14 protein-coding genes are annotated in these 15,394 nt (G+C 70.6%); 7 read left to right on the top strand and 7 right to left on the bottom strand.

Annotated elements, in window-relative coordinates:
* Positions 1 to 82: 82 nt before the first annotated feature.
* From ACFSZT_RS00380 to ACFSZT_RS00355, 6 genes are all read right to left on the bottom strand, one after another.
* Positions 83 to 1,024 (bottom strand): serine/threonine-protein kinase, encoded by a 942-nt coding sequence (locus ACFSZT_RS00380; protein ID WP_377386963.1) that lies wholly within the window; start codon positions 1,022 to 1,024, stop codon positions 83 to 85.
* Positions 1,025 to 1,048: 24 nt separating this feature from the next.
* Positions 1,049 to 2,662, bottom strand: coding sequence for a serine/threonine-protein kinase (locus ACFSZT_RS00375; RefSeq protein ID WP_377386960.1), 1,614 nt, complete (start codon positions 2,660 to 2,662; stop codon positions 1,049 to 1,051).
* A gap of 175 nt (positions 2,663 to 2,837) precedes the next feature.
* Positions 2,838 to 3,224, bottom strand: coding sequence for a hypothetical protein (locus ACFSZT_RS00370; RefSeq protein WP_377386958.1), 387 nt, complete (start codon positions 3,222 to 3,224; stop codon positions 2,838 to 2,840).
* A 225-nt stretch (positions 3,225 to 3,449) separates the two neighbouring features.
* On the bottom strand, positions 3,450 to 4,640 hold the full coding sequence (locus ACFSZT_RS00365) for a hypothetical protein (protein WP_377386955.1): 1,191 nt from the start codon (positions 4,638 to 4,640) through the stop codon (positions 3,450 to 3,452).
* A gap of 263 nt (positions 4,641 to 4,903) precedes the next feature.
* Complete coding sequence (locus tag ACFSZT_RS00360; RefSeq protein WP_377386952.1) at positions 4,904 to 5,218, bottom strand: hypothetical protein; 315 nt, start codon at positions 5,216 to 5,218, stop codon at positions 4,904 to 4,906.
* Positions 5,219 to 5,273: 55 nt separating this feature from the next.
* Entirely contained in the window at positions 5,274 to 5,552 is a 279-nt protein-coding gene (locus tag ACFSZT_RS00355) for a chorismate mutase (protein WP_377386949.1), read from the bottom strand.
* A gap of 218 nt (positions 5,553 to 5,770) precedes the next feature.
* Here ACFSZT_RS00355 and pcrA point away from each other — a divergent pair, with 218 nt between their 5' ends.
* Both pcrA and ACFSZT_RS00345 read left to right on the top strand, forming a co-directional pair.
* Positions 5,771 to 8,170 carry a DNA helicase PcrA gene (gene pcrA, locus ACFSZT_RS00350; RefSeq protein ID WP_377386946.1) on the top strand — a complete coding sequence of 800 codons (2,400 nt, stop codon included), beginning with the start codon at positions 5,771 to 5,773 and terminating at the stop codon, positions 8,168 to 8,170.
* A gap of 100 nt (positions 8,171 to 8,270) precedes the next feature.
* Positions 8,271 to 8,621, top strand: a complete 351-nt coding sequence (locus ACFSZT_RS00345) for a hypothetical protein (protein WP_377478137.1) — start codon at positions 8,271 to 8,273, stop codon at positions 8,619 to 8,621.
* A gap of 43 nt (positions 8,622 to 8,664) precedes the next feature.
* On the opposite strand, the gene ACFSZT_RS00340 is transcribed toward ACFSZT_RS00345, so the two are convergent.
* Entirely contained in the window at positions 8,665 to 9,495 is an 831-nt protein-coding gene (locus ACFSZT_RS00340; protein ID WP_377386940.1) for a M23 family metallopeptidase, read from the bottom strand.
* A 487-nt stretch (positions 9,496 to 9,982) separates the two neighbouring features.
* Here ACFSZT_RS00340 and ACFSZT_RS00335 point away from each other — a divergent pair, with 487 nt between their 5' ends.
* The 5 genes from ACFSZT_RS00335 to ACFSZT_RS00315 all read left to right on the top strand — a co-directional run bounded on the left by ACFSZT_RS00335 (position 9,983) and on the right by ACFSZT_RS00315 (position 15,261).
* Complete coding sequence (locus tag ACFSZT_RS00335; protein ID WP_377386937.1) at positions 9,983 to 11,725, top strand: hypothetical protein; 1,743 nt, start codon at positions 9,983 to 9,985, stop codon at positions 11,723 to 11,725.
* 27 nt (positions 11,726 to 11,752) lie between these two features.
* Complete coding sequence (locus ACFSZT_RS00330; protein ID WP_377386934.1) at positions 11,753 to 12,085, top strand: hypothetical protein; 333 nt, start codon at positions 11,753 to 11,755, stop codon at positions 12,083 to 12,085.
* Between the two features lie 114 nt (positions 12,086 to 12,199).
* Positions 12,200 to 13,366, top strand: coding sequence for an ADP-forming succinate--CoA ligase subunit beta (sucC, locus tag ACFSZT_RS00325; RefSeq protein WP_377478135.1), 1,167 nt, complete (start codon positions 12,200 to 12,202; stop codon positions 13,364 to 13,366).
* Between the two features lie 6 nt (positions 13,367 to 13,372).
* A complete protein-coding gene (gene sucD, locus ACFSZT_RS00320; protein ID WP_377478133.1) occupies positions 13,373 to 14,287 on the top strand; it encodes a succinate--CoA ligase subunit alpha in 915 nt (304 codons plus the stop codon).
* A gap of 245 nt (positions 14,288 to 14,532) precedes the next feature.
* Positions 14,533 to 15,261 (top strand): DUF5336 domain-containing protein, encoded by a 729-nt coding sequence (locus ACFSZT_RS00315; RefSeq protein WP_377393735.1) that lies wholly within the window; start codon positions 14,533 to 14,535, stop codon positions 15,259 to 15,261.
* Positions 15,262 to 15,394: the final 133 nt, after the last annotated feature.

Here is a 15,394-nt window from a genome sequence, read left to right as displayed (position 1 = left end):
CGCCGGCTCGCTCTCGGTGGCCGGCTTACGGGTGAGCACACCGAACACGAGCACCGACAGCACGATCGAGACACCGTTGCGCCTAGCTCACCAGCAGGAACAGCACGACCAGTGCCACCAGCAGGCCGAGGCCGATCAGCACCCACCGCCAGGGCGACGTGCTCAGCGCCGACGGAGCGGGTGCGGGCGGTGGCTGGACCCGGGGTGGCCTCGGCAGGACCGGCACGGTCGGCATGGCCGGTGCGGTCGGCGGGATGAAGCCGCCCTGCTGGTTCTTGGTGATCGCCTTGAGCGCCCGGACCGTGTCCTCCATCGTGGGACGCAGGTCCGGATCGTCGCGCAGCATCTTCAGCAGCGCGCCCGTGAGGGTGCCGGTGTGCTGTGGCACGACCGGAGCGGCGGTGCCGTCCTCGCCGAACGGCGGCACGCCTTCCACGGCGGTGAAGAGCGTCGCGCCGAGCGAGAACGCGTCGGCGGAGGGCATGGCCGGTTCGCCCTTGGCCACCTCGGGAGCCTGGTAGGCCGGATCCGCCGGGCCCGCGATGCCGATGTCGGTGAGCTTGACGCCGCCGTCGTCGGCGAGCAGGACGTTGCCGGGTTCCACCACACGGTGCGCCACCCCGATCGCGTGCGCGGCGGCGAGCGCGGACCCGAGCTGAACGCCCAGGTAGGCGGCTTGCTGCGGGGTCAGCTGCCCGTACTCGGCGAGGAAGTCGGCCATGTTGCGGGACGGCACGTACTCCATCACCAGCCATACGTCGGCACCCTCGCGGAAGACGTCGTAGACGGTGATGGCGTTGGCGTGCTGCACCCGCATCGCCTGCCTGCCCTGGTTCAGGGCGGTTTCCCTGGCCTGCTCGGCTGCGTCCCCGGTCAGCTCCGGATCGATGTACAGGCGCTTGGCCGCGACGGTCCGATGCAGCATCGTGTCGAACGCGAGCCACACGATGCCCGCCCGCCCGCGGCCGATCGGCTGGTCGAGCCGGTACCGCCCGGCGACAAGCGCACCTTCTGCGTACTTCACACAGCCCCTCGTGCCGGCGTGCTTCTAGTTCGACGTCGGGAGATCAGGACTCACGGACGGCTCCGGCTCCTCGGTCGGCTCAGCGGTGTCCGACGACGGCTCCGGTTCCTCCGGCTCCTGAGTCGGCTCCGGCGGTTCGTACGTCTGCGTCGGCGACGGCGAGTAGGTGTCCTCTTCCTCCTCCGTCGGCGGCACGTATTCCGGTTCCTCGGAGTAGGTCTCGGTCTCCTCGGTGTACTCCGGCTCCTCGGTGACGACCTCCGACGTGGTGGTGGTCGTGGTCGGAACCCGCGAGGTCGTGGCCACCGGACGCTGCTGCCGGTCCTGCGGTTCGGCGTCGCCGCCCGTCGTGCCGCCGAAGACCCAGAACGCGAACGCGGCCAGGCCCAGCACCACGATGCTGCCCACCACGGCGGGCACCTTCCACTTCGCCTTGTTCGCGGGCTCCTCTCCGGGCGGGGGCGTGTCGCCGTAGCCGGCGTCGTCGTAGGCCCCGGCGGGCACGGCGCGGGTCGCGTCGAGGTCGCCGGCGGCGCGGGTGGCCTCCGGTCCGCGGTCCGGCTGTCCGTAGTCGTCGTAGTCCCGGTCGGGATAGGCGGCCGTGGGGGCGTAGGCGTCGTCGCGGTCGTCGTAGTAGCCGCCCGCGTCCTGGCCCAGGCTGCCCGAGTGGCCTGCCGGAACGTCGTCGTCGGCGGCAGCGGCACCCAGCGCCGCGCCGGCACCCGCGGCGCCGGCCGCACCCAGCACGGCGGTGCCGGTCCCGGTCGTCGGATGCGCCGTCGTCGGGGCGTCCGACGGGCCGCCGAGCGGGGTCTCGCCCCGTGCCACGGCGGCGAGCAGCTCCTCGCACTCCTCGGCCGTCGGTCGGTGGCGCGTGTCGGGATGCAGCATCACGGCGAGCACGCTGGTCAGCGGCCCGGACTGCCGTGGTGGGTTGATCTGCCCGGCCGCGACGGCGTGCAGCAGGCTCAGCGTGTTCTCACTCAGGCCGAAGGGCGGCTGCCCCTCGGTCGCGGCGTACAGCGTGGAGCCGAGCGAGAAGACGTCGGACTCGGGGCCCGGTTCACCGCCGATCGCCACCTCGGGTGCGAGGTAGGCCGGGGTGCCGGCGATCATGCCGGTCTTGGTGACCGTGACGTCGTCCTTCGCCCGCGAGATGCCGAAGTCGGTGATCTTCACGACGCCGTTGCCCGCGAGCAGGATGTTGCCGGGCTTGATGTCGCGGTGGACGATGCCGACCGCGTGGGCCTGCTTCAGCGCGGAGGCCACCTGCGCGCCGATGTTGGCGACCTCGAGCGGGGGCAGGGTGCGGTGCCGCTGCAGCTCCTGCGCCAGGCTGCGGGACTCCAGGTACTCCATGACCAGGCAGGGCTGGCCGTTGTCGTCGGTGACGACGTCGAAAACGCTGATGGCGTTCGGATGGTGGAGGCGGGCGGCGATCCGGCCCTCGCGCATGGTCCGGGCGCGCGCGTCCTCGGCCTCGTGGTGCTCGAGACCCGGTTGGAGGAGGAGTTGTTTGATCGCGACCGTGCGGTGCAGCACCTCGTCCTGTGCCTGCCACACGGCGCCCATGGCGCCGGTGCCGATCCGCCTGATGACGCGGTAGCGGCCGGCGACCAGGCGACCCTCGTCGCTCAACGCGACCTCCTTCGGGCTCCGTCTGTGTGGGGGTGGAGCGTAGGCACCAATCCGACGAGCTACATATCGGTTACCGAGACCGACTCGTCACAAGGTTAGGGCGCTCACTCTGTGCACACACAGGCGGCACTCTCGGGGACGGTGCTTCGCTCTCACGTGATAGACGCGGGCGAGGTCACAAAGGTTGTGCCGGGAGCGGGTCCACTTTGCTGGTCAACGGATCGGTTGTGTCGCCGATCGACACGGCGGGCACACCCGGGCTCTCCGGCTGCTCGTTGTCGTCAGCGACGGTGGCCGCCACGATGATGGAGGCCAGCAGCAGCGCCGAGGCGAGGACCAGGGCGGCGAGTTTCGCGCGGCGGACGAGCGGGTTCTCGGGCTCGGGCGGTGGCTCGTCCTCGCGGCGTCGGGTGCGCGCGCCCGGCGGCGGGAGGTACCGGCGTGGCTCCTCGAACATTTCACGCAGGTACTCGTCGTCGACCAGGTCGTCGGTCAGGAGGTCGTCGTCGAAGACGTCCTCGACCGCGACGTTCCGGTCGCTGGAGTGGCGGCGGTCGTGCACTGCTGGCCCTTGTCTGCTCCGTCTCGTGGACTTGGTGGTCGGACCCCTGCCGAACAGGTAACCCGCTGCGGATCCCGATCTCCAGGGCCTGTCGGTGGAGGGTCGCGCGCGCACGACGAGCGGCATGCCCTGTCACCTGGGTGGAGCAATTTTTGACCGCTTGGCGCAGTGCACGTGCAACAGAATGTGCGGAGAAGCCGTGCATTCGCAGGTGAAAGGCCTGCGCTACTGCCCGTCTGAGGAGATCTTCTCGTCGGACTCGAACGTGAGCCGCCGAGTTTCCTCGGTCGTGGAACCGTCGGTGTAGGTCACCTCGACGGTGTTGACGGTGTATCCCTCGTTTTGGTCGACGTAAATGTGCTTCACCTCGAAGTAGGCGATATCCGCGTACTTCTGCTCGAGCCCCTTCGGGCCCTGGGCGGCGAGCTCGCCGGTGGTGAGTTCGTGCGCGGCCTGGGGATCCTCGGTGACCGTGTCGAGGAACGCCTGCGACTGCTTGGCCATCTCCTCGGCGTCGTAGGGGACGGTGAAGTACTTCTGGCGAGCCGTCGACGTCGGCGCGGGGGTGGACGGCGGCTTGGTCAGTGTCGGCGTGGTGGTGGTGGGAACCGTCGTGGACGGTCCGGTCGTGCCGGACGGGGCGTCGCTGCTCGAACTGCCCCGCTCGGGCGAGCCGGGGGAGCGGAAACTCGCGGGCTCGCCGGTGTCGTCGGGCGAGGGCGACTCGGAGGACGGCGCGTCGTCCGGAGTCGAGGTGCTCGCCGATCCGGGAAGGTCCTCCTGGTTGCCGTCGTCGTACTGCTCGTCGGGCAGCAGCGGGGCGACGGCACCGTTGCGGTCGGGCCAGCCCTCGATGGCGCGCCGGTCGTCGTCGGGCGTGACCAGCGCCGTGCCCGCCACCAGCAACGCCACCACGACGCCGCCGGACGACAGGCTCGCGAACCAGGCCGCCTTGCGCCACGTGGACGGCGGGGTGACCGACGCGGGCACCGAACCCAGGTCGAACTTGCCGAGCCCGTCCGGCGGAGGCGCCACGTAGACGCGCGCCTCGTCGCGTTCCTCGCGGACCGGTTCCGGATCGGAGGTGAGCGTGATCCGGTGCCTGCGCAGCGTCGGTTCCTCGGAGTCCTCGCCCGCGGGCGCGGCCTGCGGCCGGGACTGTTCGTCCTCCGGCGTCAGGACCGACGAGATCACCGGCGTGATCGGCGCCGTGACCTCGGCCGGGGCGGGTGGCTCCGGAGCCGGCAGTGGGAGGGAACCGGTGAGCGAGCCCTCGACGGCCGCGTCCCGCGGGCCGCGCCGGGCCGGGAGAGCGGACGGCGTCCGGCTGTCCGCGTCCCGGGCGTGACGGTGCCTGCCCTGACGCGGGGTGTGCGCAGCGCTGAAGAAGTCGAACGGATCCGCCGTGCCGGTCATGCCTTGCGGACGCCTCCCCACGCGCCGGCTGACGGCGTTGCGCCGCCATTCCGCTCGAATGGAGAACGAGAACCACGGTGAGCACGAGCATCTGCACGGCCTTCTGCACGTGCGTCGCGGTACGCGGCGCATGCATCGGTCGTCGGAATGCTCACCCGCACCAGGGTAGGAGCCTTTCGCCCGACTCGGCGCGCGCGAGCGGCGTCGGCGCCCGGATATCACCCCACTGGGCGCACCCGGTCGGCGATCCGGGCGTGTGGTATTCAGCCGCCGCTGCGGTACTTCGCCTGCGTGGACTGCAGCGCCCTGGTCGCGGCGGCACCACTGCCCACCGCCAGCAGCGCCGCGACGATGTCGAGCGCGGTACCGCCTGTGGTGAGCAGCAACGCGAGCAGCGAGACGCCGGTCGTGCCCGCGGCGATCCCCCACCTCGACCGCACGTACTGCGCGATGGGCGCGCCACCGGCCCGCTTGTTGGCCGCGCTGCCGAGCATGGCCAGGTAACCCGCATGACCGAGTGCCGCGAGCACACTGCCGAGCGCGATCACGAAGGCGATCAGGTGAACGATCGTGTCCATGTCTCCAGTGTGCCCGAACGCGGCGTCGTTCCGGCTCGGGGAAGACCCTGAAAGCTCAGCGCCCGAGCCTGCCGCGGCCCAGGTTCAGCAGTGCCATCGCGAGCTGGCGGCCGTCCGGGCCGAGTTCGCGGTAGCGGGCGAGCACGTCCATCTCGCGGTTGTAGACGATCCGCGGTCCACCCGCGGCCATCCGGGCCGCACCGATGGCCTTCGAAACCTCGGCCCGACGCTTCACCAGGCGCAGGATCTCGGCGTCGAGCCAGTCGATCTCCTTGCGCAGCGCGTCGATGTCGGTGGCCGTGGTCTCGTCGGCGTCGTGAGTCTGGGCGTTCATCTGACCCTCCGCTCGTGTCGGATCCGTGTCCGGCCCCGAAGCCGACGAAAGCCCCGGGTCCGTGGACTCCGGGGCTTGGTGTGATTGCTCGGCTGGCACTACGAGATCACGGGAGCCGGAGTCCGGTTCCCGTAGAAAAATCGAAAAGCGTCGTAGTGCACGAGGCGAGTATGGCACATGGCGGCTTCGTCGGGGGCCCCAGGTAGCGTGAAGTCACGATGAGCACCCTCTTCGATCTCCCCCCGGAACCGAGCAGGCACGCGGACCTGCTCGACGACCTCAACCCGGCTCAGCGAGCGGCGGTGGAACACAGCGGGCCGCCGTTGCTGGTGGTCGCGGGTGCGGGCTCGGGCAAGACGCGGGTGCTCACGCGGCGGATCGCCTACCTCCTCGCCGAACGGCACGTGCAGCCGGGCCAGGTCATGGCGATCACGTTCACCAACAAGGCCGCCGCGGAGATGCGGGAGCGGGTCGCGGAGCTGGTGGGCAGGCGCGCGGGCGCCATGTGGGTCTCGACGTTCCACTCGATGTGCGTGCGGGTGCTGCGGCGCGAGGCCAAGACGCTCGAGATGTCGTCGAACTTCTCGATCTACGACGCCGACGACTCCCGGCGACTGCTCACCCTCGTGGCTCGGGACCTGGACCTCGACACCAAGCGGTACCCGGCGCGGGCGCTGGCCTCGCATATCTCGAACCTGAAGAACGAGCTGGTCGACCCCGAGGTCGCCGCCCAGCGCGCGGCCAACGACTTCGAACGCAGGGCGGCCGAGGCCTACGGCGAGTACCAGCGGCGCCTGGCGCTGGCCAACGCTATGGACTTCGACGATTTGATCATGCGCACCGTCGAGCTGCTCCAGGCGTTCCCGGAGGTCGCCGAGCACTACCGTCGGCGGTTCCGGCACGTGCTCGTCGACGAGTACCAGGACACCAACCACGCGCAGTACACACTGGTGCGTGAGCTCGTCGGTACCGAGACCACGGAGTCGGGCCTGGAGCCGTCCGAGCTGTGCGTGGTCGGGGACGCCGACCAGTCGATCTACGCCTTCCGGGGCGCGACGATCCGCAACATCGAGGAGTTCGAGCGGGACTTCCCGAACGCGCGCACCATCCTGCTGGAGCAGAACTACCGGTCGACGCAGACGATCCTCTCGGCCGCCAACGCGGTGATCGCCCGGAACCCGAACCGGCGGGACAAGCGGCTGTGGACGTCGTCGGGAGACGGCGAGCGGATTGTCGGCTACGTCGCCGACAACGAACACGACGAGGCCGCGTTCGTGGCTGGCGAGATCGACAAGCTCGCCGACGAGGGCAAGGCGAAGTACTCCGACGTCGCGGTGTTCTACCGCACCAACAACCAGTCGCGCGTGTTCGAGGAGATCTTCATTCGCCTCGGCCTGCCGTACCGCGTGGTCGGCGGCGTCCGGTTCTACGAGCGGCGGGAGGTCCGCGACGCGCTGGCGTACCTGCGCGTGCTGGCGAACCCCGAGGACACCGTCAGCCTGCGGCGCATCCTCAACGTGCCGAAACGCGGCATCGGCGACCGGGCAGAGGCGTGCGTGGCCACCCATGCCGAGCGCGAGCGGATCTCGTTCGCGGCGGCGCTGCGGGACGCCGTCGCCGACAAAGTGCCGATGCTCAACCCGCGCTCACGCAAGGCCATCACGGGCTTCGTCGAGCTGCTGGACGGCCTCTACGAGCTGGTCGAGTCCGGCGCCGAGGTGGCCGACGTGCTGGAGGCGATCCTCGAGCGCACGGGCTACCGCGCCGAACTGGAGGAGTCGGACGACCCGCAGGACGCGTCCCGGCTGGAGAACCTCGACGAGCTGGTGACGGTCGCGCGGGAGTTCACCGAGTTCGCCGAGACGGTCCCGGTTCCCGAGGAACCCGACGACGTCGCGGGCGTGCCGGAGCCGGGTTCCCTGCCCGCGTTCCTGGAGCGAGTCTCACTGGTGGCCGACGCCGACTCCATCCCGTCGCCCGACGGCGAGGACGACGCGGAGGACTCCGGAGTCGTCACGCTGATGACCGTGCACACCGCCAAGGGTCTGGAGTACCCGGTGGTGTTCTGCACGGGCTGGGAGGACGGCGTCTTCCCGCACCTGAGAGCCCTCGGCGAACCCGCGGAGCTGGCCGAGGAACGCAGGCTCGCCTACGTCGCCATCACGCGAGCGCGGGAGCGGCTGTACATCTCGCGCGCGCTGGTCCGCACGGCTTGGGGGCAGCCGATGGCCAACCCGGCGTCGCGGTTCCTCGACGAGATCCCGGCCGAGCTCATCGACTGGCGGCGGGAGGCACCGTCGAACGGCTCCTCGGGAGGTTCGCCGCGCGCGGCCACGACGTGGGGCAGGCGGAGTGGCTTCGGCGCCGACTCCGCGCAGGCCGGCATCGCGGCGGGCGGCATGCGGACCACCGGGTTCAAGGGCTGGAAGAACGACTGGAAGGACACGGTCGCGCTCAAGCTCGACGTCGGCGACCGCGTGAGCCACGACAAGTACGGCCTCGGCACCGTCGTCTCCACCGACGGCAGCGGACCGCGGGCCACCGCGACCATCGACTTCGGTGCGGCGGGCACCGTGCGGCTCATGCTGATCGGCAGCGTGCCGATGGTGAAGCTGTAGCCGTCGTCGCCCGCTGGGCCCGTCCGCTCGTCCGTTCGGGCGATTCCCTCGCCGGCGGCGGCGATCGTCGGTCCCTCCCGCTAGTCTGGTGTTCGAACACATGTTCGAGTACGCGGTGCGTCGCCGCCTCGGAATGGGGGTAGCCGGTGTGGAGCGGGGGTTCCCGGAGCGGTGGTTTCTGGCGGTCAGTGCGGGTGTTGCCGAGGCGCTGGACGAGCTGGTCGCGCGGGCGGCCGCACAGGGCGGGCCGGTGGCGTCGGATGTCAGCAGGCTCGTCGCGGCGTGGCGGCTCCTGCTCCACCTCCACGAGCGTGCCGGCAGCCACGGCTGCGGGTGCTGTGGAAAACAGTCCGGAGGGCGGCTGTGCACGGTCTGGCAGGTGGCCGTCGGGTATTTCCTGCGCCGGCTGCCGATCGACCGGGAGCCGGGCGTTCAGCGCCGACCGTGGTGAGCGGCCACACCGGGGGCGTGGCCGCGACGTGTTCGGGTGTGGCTCAGATCTCGACGCCGCGCTCGGCGAGCCAGCTGCGCGGGTCGATCTTCTGGCCGTCGGCGGTCCAGACCTCGAAGTGCAGGTGCGGGCCGGTGGACTGACCGCGGTTGCCCATCTCGGCGATCTGCTCGCCGGCTTTGACTTCCTGCCCGACGCTCACCGAGTAGCTGTTGACGTGGCCGTACACGTGGATCGTGCCGTCGTCCAGCTGCACCCGGACCCACAGGCCGAAGCCGCTCGCGGGGCCGGCTTCGATCACCGTGCCGTCGGCGGCGGAGACGATCGGCGTGCCGATGCTGTTCGCGATGTCGATGCCGTAGTGGGTCGTGCCCCACCGGGCACCGAAGCCCGAGGTGTAGGTGCCCTCCGCGGGAAGCACGAACTTCGGCCGCGCGGCTTCCTCGGCAGCGCGGCGGGCGGCCTCGGCCTCGGCCGCGAGGCGCGCGTTGGTGACCTCGGCGCTCTCGGTGAGCTTCTGGACCTCGGCCGACGGGTCGGTCGCCCGCGTCACCTGGAGGAGCTGCGGAGCACCCGCCGGAGCGGAACCGCCCATTGCAAACGACGCGCTCGCGTCACGAGCGTTCGCCAACGGCGTCACATCGGTGCTCGTGTCCGACGACTCGGAAGGGGAGGAAGCGGCTTGCAGGGTCTGACCAGCGGCGGCAGCGGCGAACGCGCCGGCGGCGACGGCCGCGACGACGACGCGGCCGCGCAGGGCGGACGACGGCGCGGGAAGCCGATGGGATCCCCGGACGCGAACAACTGCACCGTCCAGTGCGTCTTCGAGCGCCGGGGAAGGAGCTTGGCCGCCGGGGGAGCGGTGTCGAGCCAAGACAGGGCCTTCCGTTACTCGGGGAGTCAGATCGCAGACACCGGGCGGGGGATCCCGGCGAGCGGCTTCGGGGGAACCGCTCGGTGGCACGCCTGCCTCCGAGGAGGCCTGCCCGCCATGTCCGTTCGTGATCTGACCGTAATGGGGACTGCGGGACAGTAACGAAGGGGCGCGGCGGGGATCAAGGACGGACGCTTGTGTCGGCCATATGGGGACGGCCGGCGCGGGGTCCGTGCGCGCAATGACGCAAGGTAGAGGGGGTGTTGCTCCAACAGTGTGAGTTGCATTACAGATGCGCAACCGGGCGACTGAAAACCGGCGAATTGGGAAACAGACTCACGCTGTTTTTCGGGGTGCTCGCCATTGCTAGCGTCGGCATGGACAGAGCCGCCGATCCGAGGGCGACCCGCGCTCGAGCCGTATGAACCCGAGGTGAGCTGATGAGCTGTCCCGCCCGCCCGTTGTCCTTCCCTGTGGGGCGGTGCCGGTGAGTTCACGCGCGTTGGATGAGCTGCGCCTGGCCGAACGGCGGCCCGTCGTCCTCGTGGCGGCGCTGGCGATGTCGGGACTCGCGGCGCTCCTGTTGGTGGCGGGCTCGCTCGTGCCCGTGGTCGACGGCGCCGCACGTGGGTACGCCGCCCAGCCGGTGCTCGTGGTCCTCGCGGTACTGCCGCTCGTCGTGGCCGCAGCGTTCGCGCTGCGCGGGAGTACCGGGCTCGCGAGCGGAGTGCTGGTCGGTGTCGCCGCGCTCGCGCCGGGGCGGGCAGTGCTCGACCTCCAGTTCGCCGTCGACCCGTCGCTGACCGTGCGGCCGGAGCTGTACCTGCCGTCCGACCTGCTGGAGCACTCCGCAGCCGCGGGCCTGTGGTTTCTGGTCGCCGGGCATGTCGCCACGGCGATCGCCGGCGTGCTTGCGCTGAGCGCCCACGGGGAGGTCAGCGAGCAGGACGCCACCGAGCAGGAGGGAGCCACCCGGTGGCGGCAGCGTTGGCTGCTCGTCGTGGTGGTCGCCGCCGTCGTGACGGCGGTCGGACTGGTGATGGCGCCGTTCGGCTCGGACGACGTCTACCTGCTGGTGCGCAACGCCTTCGAAGGACCGGCGGTCGCGCTCACCGGCTACCTGCTGCTGGCGGCCGCGCTGCCGCTCGGTGCCGCGCTCGCGGTGTCGGCCGGCAGCCGGGACCTGGCCCGGGGGTGTCTTGTCGGGTTGGCGGTGGCCGCGGCGACGGTGGCGGTACCTGCCTTGTTGGCGGGCGTGAGCCTCGACTCGGCGACCCTCGGTGCCGGTCCCGTGGTGGCTCTGGCAGGGATCGCCGGGCTGGTGGCCGTGGCGGCTACCCGGCCCGCAGACCCGTCGCCCGCCGCCGGGACCGACGAGGCGGGCGAGGCGAACCTGCCCGGGCGCACCCGGCTGCTGGCCGGGACAGGCGGGGCCGCGCTGGTCACGGCCTTCCTCGCTCTGCTCGGTGCTGTCACCGACCAGCTCAGCACCGCCGGCCCGGTGCCACCGCCGGACAGTCCGGCACGCTGGCTGCTGCTGGCGGCGGGGTTGCTGGTCGGTGTTCTCGGCATCGCGATGTTCGTCCCGGCCCTGGCGCTGCGCGCACGGCCGGTGCTGTCCGTCGCCTGGGCGGGCGTCCTGATGGCGGGCACCGCGGTCCTCGACACCGCCATCACGGCCACGAGCGTCGCCGGGGGCATTGTCTCCGCGGGCCCGGGTGTGGTGTGGACGTGGCTGGCGATGATCGCCGCCGTGGTGACGGCGTGCTGCGCGGTCGTCGCGGGCATCGTCGAGCGGGAGGACGCCGACGAGGGGCTGGGCACCGACGAGGACGGTCATGGCACGGCGCCCGCGCTCAACCTGCTGACACCGCTCGTCGCGGCCGGGGTGCTCGCCGTGGCGGCCTTCGGGATGCCGGTCGTCGTCGCGCCGGACTACGTCGCCGCAGGCCTGTGGACGGAGTTCGGCACGCCCTCGTGGGGGTTGCTCGCCGGACTGCTCACGGTGCTCGGAGCCCTGACGCTCGTGCCCCGCAGCCGGCCCGGCGCGGCCGCCGGCCTGCTGGCCGGCGTCGTGTGCCTGCTCGGACTGCACGCCGCGGCCCTGCCACTGACGGCTGGGGACATCGACGGCGCGAGTGCGGGAATCGGCTTCTGGCTGGCGCTCGCCGCCATCGTCGCCGTACTGGTCACCGCGGCCATGACCCTGGCCGGACGGCGCCGGGCATGACCGGTCGGTGCGCGGTGCCTCGGGTGGATGCTGGTCGAGGTGGAGACCGCGTGGCCGGCGGCTGTCGCGCTTGCTCGTCGGTTGCCGGACGAGGGTGCCGAGGTCGTGTACGCCGGGGTACTCCATACGCGGGCCGAGGTCATGACCACCGTCGATGAGGAGGATGCCGACGTGCTCGTCCTCGCTGGGGCGTCCGGCGGGCACCGGGCTTTCGTCGACGGGATCGGCGCTGTGCATCCTGGTCTGCATGTGCTGCCCTTCTCCGGCGGCGGTGTCGACGGCGGGGCCTGGACGGTGGCCGAATGGGTGACGAGGAGCGCGATCTGCGCCACATACGCCAGCTCAGAGGCCGTTCGGTGACCGAGTTCACCGGGTGCGGGCGCTGCTCGCGGTCGGCAGGTAGATAGGGTCGTCAGCGTCCGGCAGCACGGTTTGCAAGAACCACAGTGGCGTGTGTCGTCAGGAGACTAGGTAGTGGACCTCTACGAGTATCAGGCGAAGGATTTGTTCGCCGCCCATGGTGTTCCGGTGTTGCCCGGTGCCGTGGCGAGTACCCCCGAAGAAGCGCAGGCGGCCGCTGAGAGGATCGGCGGGCAGGTTGTGGTGAAGGCGCAGGTGAAGACCGGTGGCCGGGGTAAGGCCGGTGGTGTGAAGCTGGCCGGGAGCCCGGCGGAGGCGAAGGAGAAGGCCGAGGCGATCCTGGGCCTGGACATCAAGGGTCACATCACGCGTCGGGTGTTGGTGACCGAGGCCTCGGACATCGCCGAGGAGTACTACGTCTCTTTCCTGCTGGATCGGGCCAACCGCACCTTCCTGGCGATGGCCTCGGCCGAGGGCGGCATGGAGATCGAGCAGCTGGCGGTGGAGCGGCCGGAGGCGCTGGCGAAGGTGCCGGTCGACCCGCTCGCCGGGGTGGACAGGGCCACGGCGCTGGACATCCTTACCGCCGGGAAGTTCCCTGAGGCGATCAAGGACGAGGCCGCCGAGGTGCTGGTGAAGCTGTGGGAGACCTTCGTGGCCGAGGACGCCACGCTGGTCGAGGTCAACCCGCTGGTGCGGGACCCGCAGGACAAGATCGTCGCGCTGGACGGCAAGGTCACCCTGGACGAGAACGCGGCCTTCCGGCAGCCCAAGCAGGCCGAGCTGGTCGACAAGCAGGCCGAGGATCCGCTGGAGGCCAAGGCCAAGGCCAAGGACCTCAACTACGTCAAGCTCGACGGTGAGGTCGGCATCATCGGTAACGGCGCGGGCCTGGTGATGTCCACCCTGGACGTGGTGGCCTACGCCGGGGAGAAGCACGGCGGGGTCAAGCCGGCGAACTTCCTCGACATCGGTGGGGGCGCCTCGGCGGAGGTGATGGCCGCCGGGCTGGATGTCATCCTGGGCGATCCGGCGGTCAAGAGCGTGTTCGTCAACGTCTTCGGCGGCATCACCGCCTGCGACGCGGTCGCGACCGGGATCGTGGAGGCGTTGAAGATCCTGGGTGAGGAGGCGACCAAGCCGCTGGTGGTGCGGCTGGACGGCAACAACGTCGAGGAAGGCCGCCGCATCCTCAACGAGGCCAACCACCCGCTGGTCACGCAGGTGGACACCATGGACAACGCGGCGGACAAGGCCGCCGAGCTGGCGGCAGGAGCGTAAGAAATCATGTCGATCTTCCTCGATTCCAGCAGCAAGATCATCGTGCAGGGCATCACCGGGTCCGAGGGCACCAAGCACGCGACCAAGATGCTGCAGGCCGGCTCGAACATCGTGGGCGGCGTCAACGCCCGCAAGGCCGGCCAGACCGTCACCATCAGGTCCTCGGGTGCGGGTGTCCCGCAGGACACCGTGGAGCTCACCGTGTTCGGCACGGTCGAGGAGGCCATCAAGGAAACCGGCGCCAACGTCAGCGTCATCTTCGTGCCGCCCAAGTTCGCCAAGGACGCCGTGATCGAGGCCATCGACGCCGAGATCGAGCTCGCCGTGGTGATCACCGAGGGCATCCCGGTGCACGACTCGGCCTACTTCTGGGCACACGCCTGCGCCAAGGGCAACAAGACCCGCATCATCGGCCCGAACTGCCCGGGTGTCATCTCGCCGGGCCAGTCCAACGCCGGCATCATCCCGGCCGACATCACCGGCCCGGGCAAGATCGGGCTGGTGTCCAAGTCGGGCACCCTGACCTACCAGATGATGTACGAGCTGCGCGACATCGGCTTCTCCACCTGCGTCGGCATCGGCGGCGACCCGGTGATCGGCACCACCCACATCGACGCGCTCGAGGCCTTCCAGAACGACCCCGACACCGAGGTCATCGTGATGATCGGCGAGATCGGCGGCGACGCCGAGGAACGCGCCGCCGACTACATCAAGCAGAACGTGACCAAGCCGGTCGTCGGCTACGTCGCCGGCTTCACCGCCCCCGAGGGCAAGACCATGGGCCACGCCGGCGCCATCGTCTCCGGCTCCGCTGGCACCGCCCAGGCCAAGAAGGAAGCCCTCGAGGCCGCCGGCGTCAAGGTCGGCAAGACCCCCTCCGAAACCGCCGCACTCGCCCGGGAGCTGTACAAGGCTCGGTAAGGCGAGAGCACACCAGGCACAGGGGCCGGGCACCGCACGGTGCCCGGCCCTCGTTCTTTCGGATAAAAGGTCCGGCGACAGGGAAACCTGTCATGCGAAACCGGCGTCCAACGGCAGACGATCCCTGGCCGTGCGCTAACGTTCCGTGCCGTAGCCCGTACGGGGGACGGTCTTGCGCCCGGTGTGCACGGCAGGTCGCCAGGACCCGCCATGCAGTGTGAGCAGAGAACGACAGGAGAACACGGATGACCTTCCCGAGCGGCGCACCGGGTGGATTCCCGGGGCAAGGCCCGCAACAGCCGCATCAGCACTTCCCGGGGGCGGGCCCGTCCGCGGGCGGCCCGAAGCTCGGCCTGCCCCAGATTCTCTTCCTGGCGACCGCCGGCCTCGGTGTGCTCAACCTGTTCCTCGGGTTCGCCAACGTCGGCGGTGGCGCCAGCTTCTACGAGCAGGCCTCTTTCGCGTGGATTCCCGCACTGCTGTTCCTCAGCGGCCTGGCTGCCGCGCAGGTGGTGTTGCCGAACGCCGGCAAGCCCGGCGTGTGGCCCGCGCTCCTCGCGGTCGGCGTCGTGCTGCCGTACCTGTTCGTCACCTTCAGCATCGATGGTGACTACGACGCAGGCGGCATCATGGTACTGATCTTCGGCATCCTGCAGATGCTCGCGGCCATCGCGGCTTACCTGTTCGACGCCAACCTCATCAAGCCGCCGGCAGCTCCGCGCCCGCAGCAGTCGTTCGGCCAGCCCGGGCCGTACGGCCAGCAGCCCGGCGGGTTCGGCCAGCAGCCCCAGCAGCCGTACGGTCCGCCTGCGCCCGACCAGTCCGGCGGCATCCCGCAGCCGACCAAGTTCGCGCAGCCGGTGAACCCGCAGCAGCAGCCGACCACCTACGCCTCGCAGCACGGCCAGTTCTTCCAGCAGCAGTCGCCGGAGGGTGGCCAGTCGCCGCAGCAGGGCGGCCAGCCGAACTCCTGATCCCGCTTTCCGAAACGGCGCCTGTGGCTTGGCCGCAGGCGCCGTTTCGTGTCCGGACTGACCCGCGCGGGGGATGGTTCGCGGCTGGTCACGGTCCTACCCCGGCGTGGCTCATCGGACCGGCGCGCCGCGT

Origin of the sequence: Prauserella oleivorans (assembly GCF_042685745.1) — a bacterium.
In the GTDB taxonomy this organism is placed as follows: domain Bacteria; phylum Actinomycetota; class Actinomycetes; order Mycobacteriales; family Pseudonocardiaceae; genus Prauserella_A; species Prauserella_A oleivorans.
The sequence above is the reverse complement of the archived record's forward strand: the minus strand, read 5'-3'. Positions and strand labels throughout refer to the sequence as shown.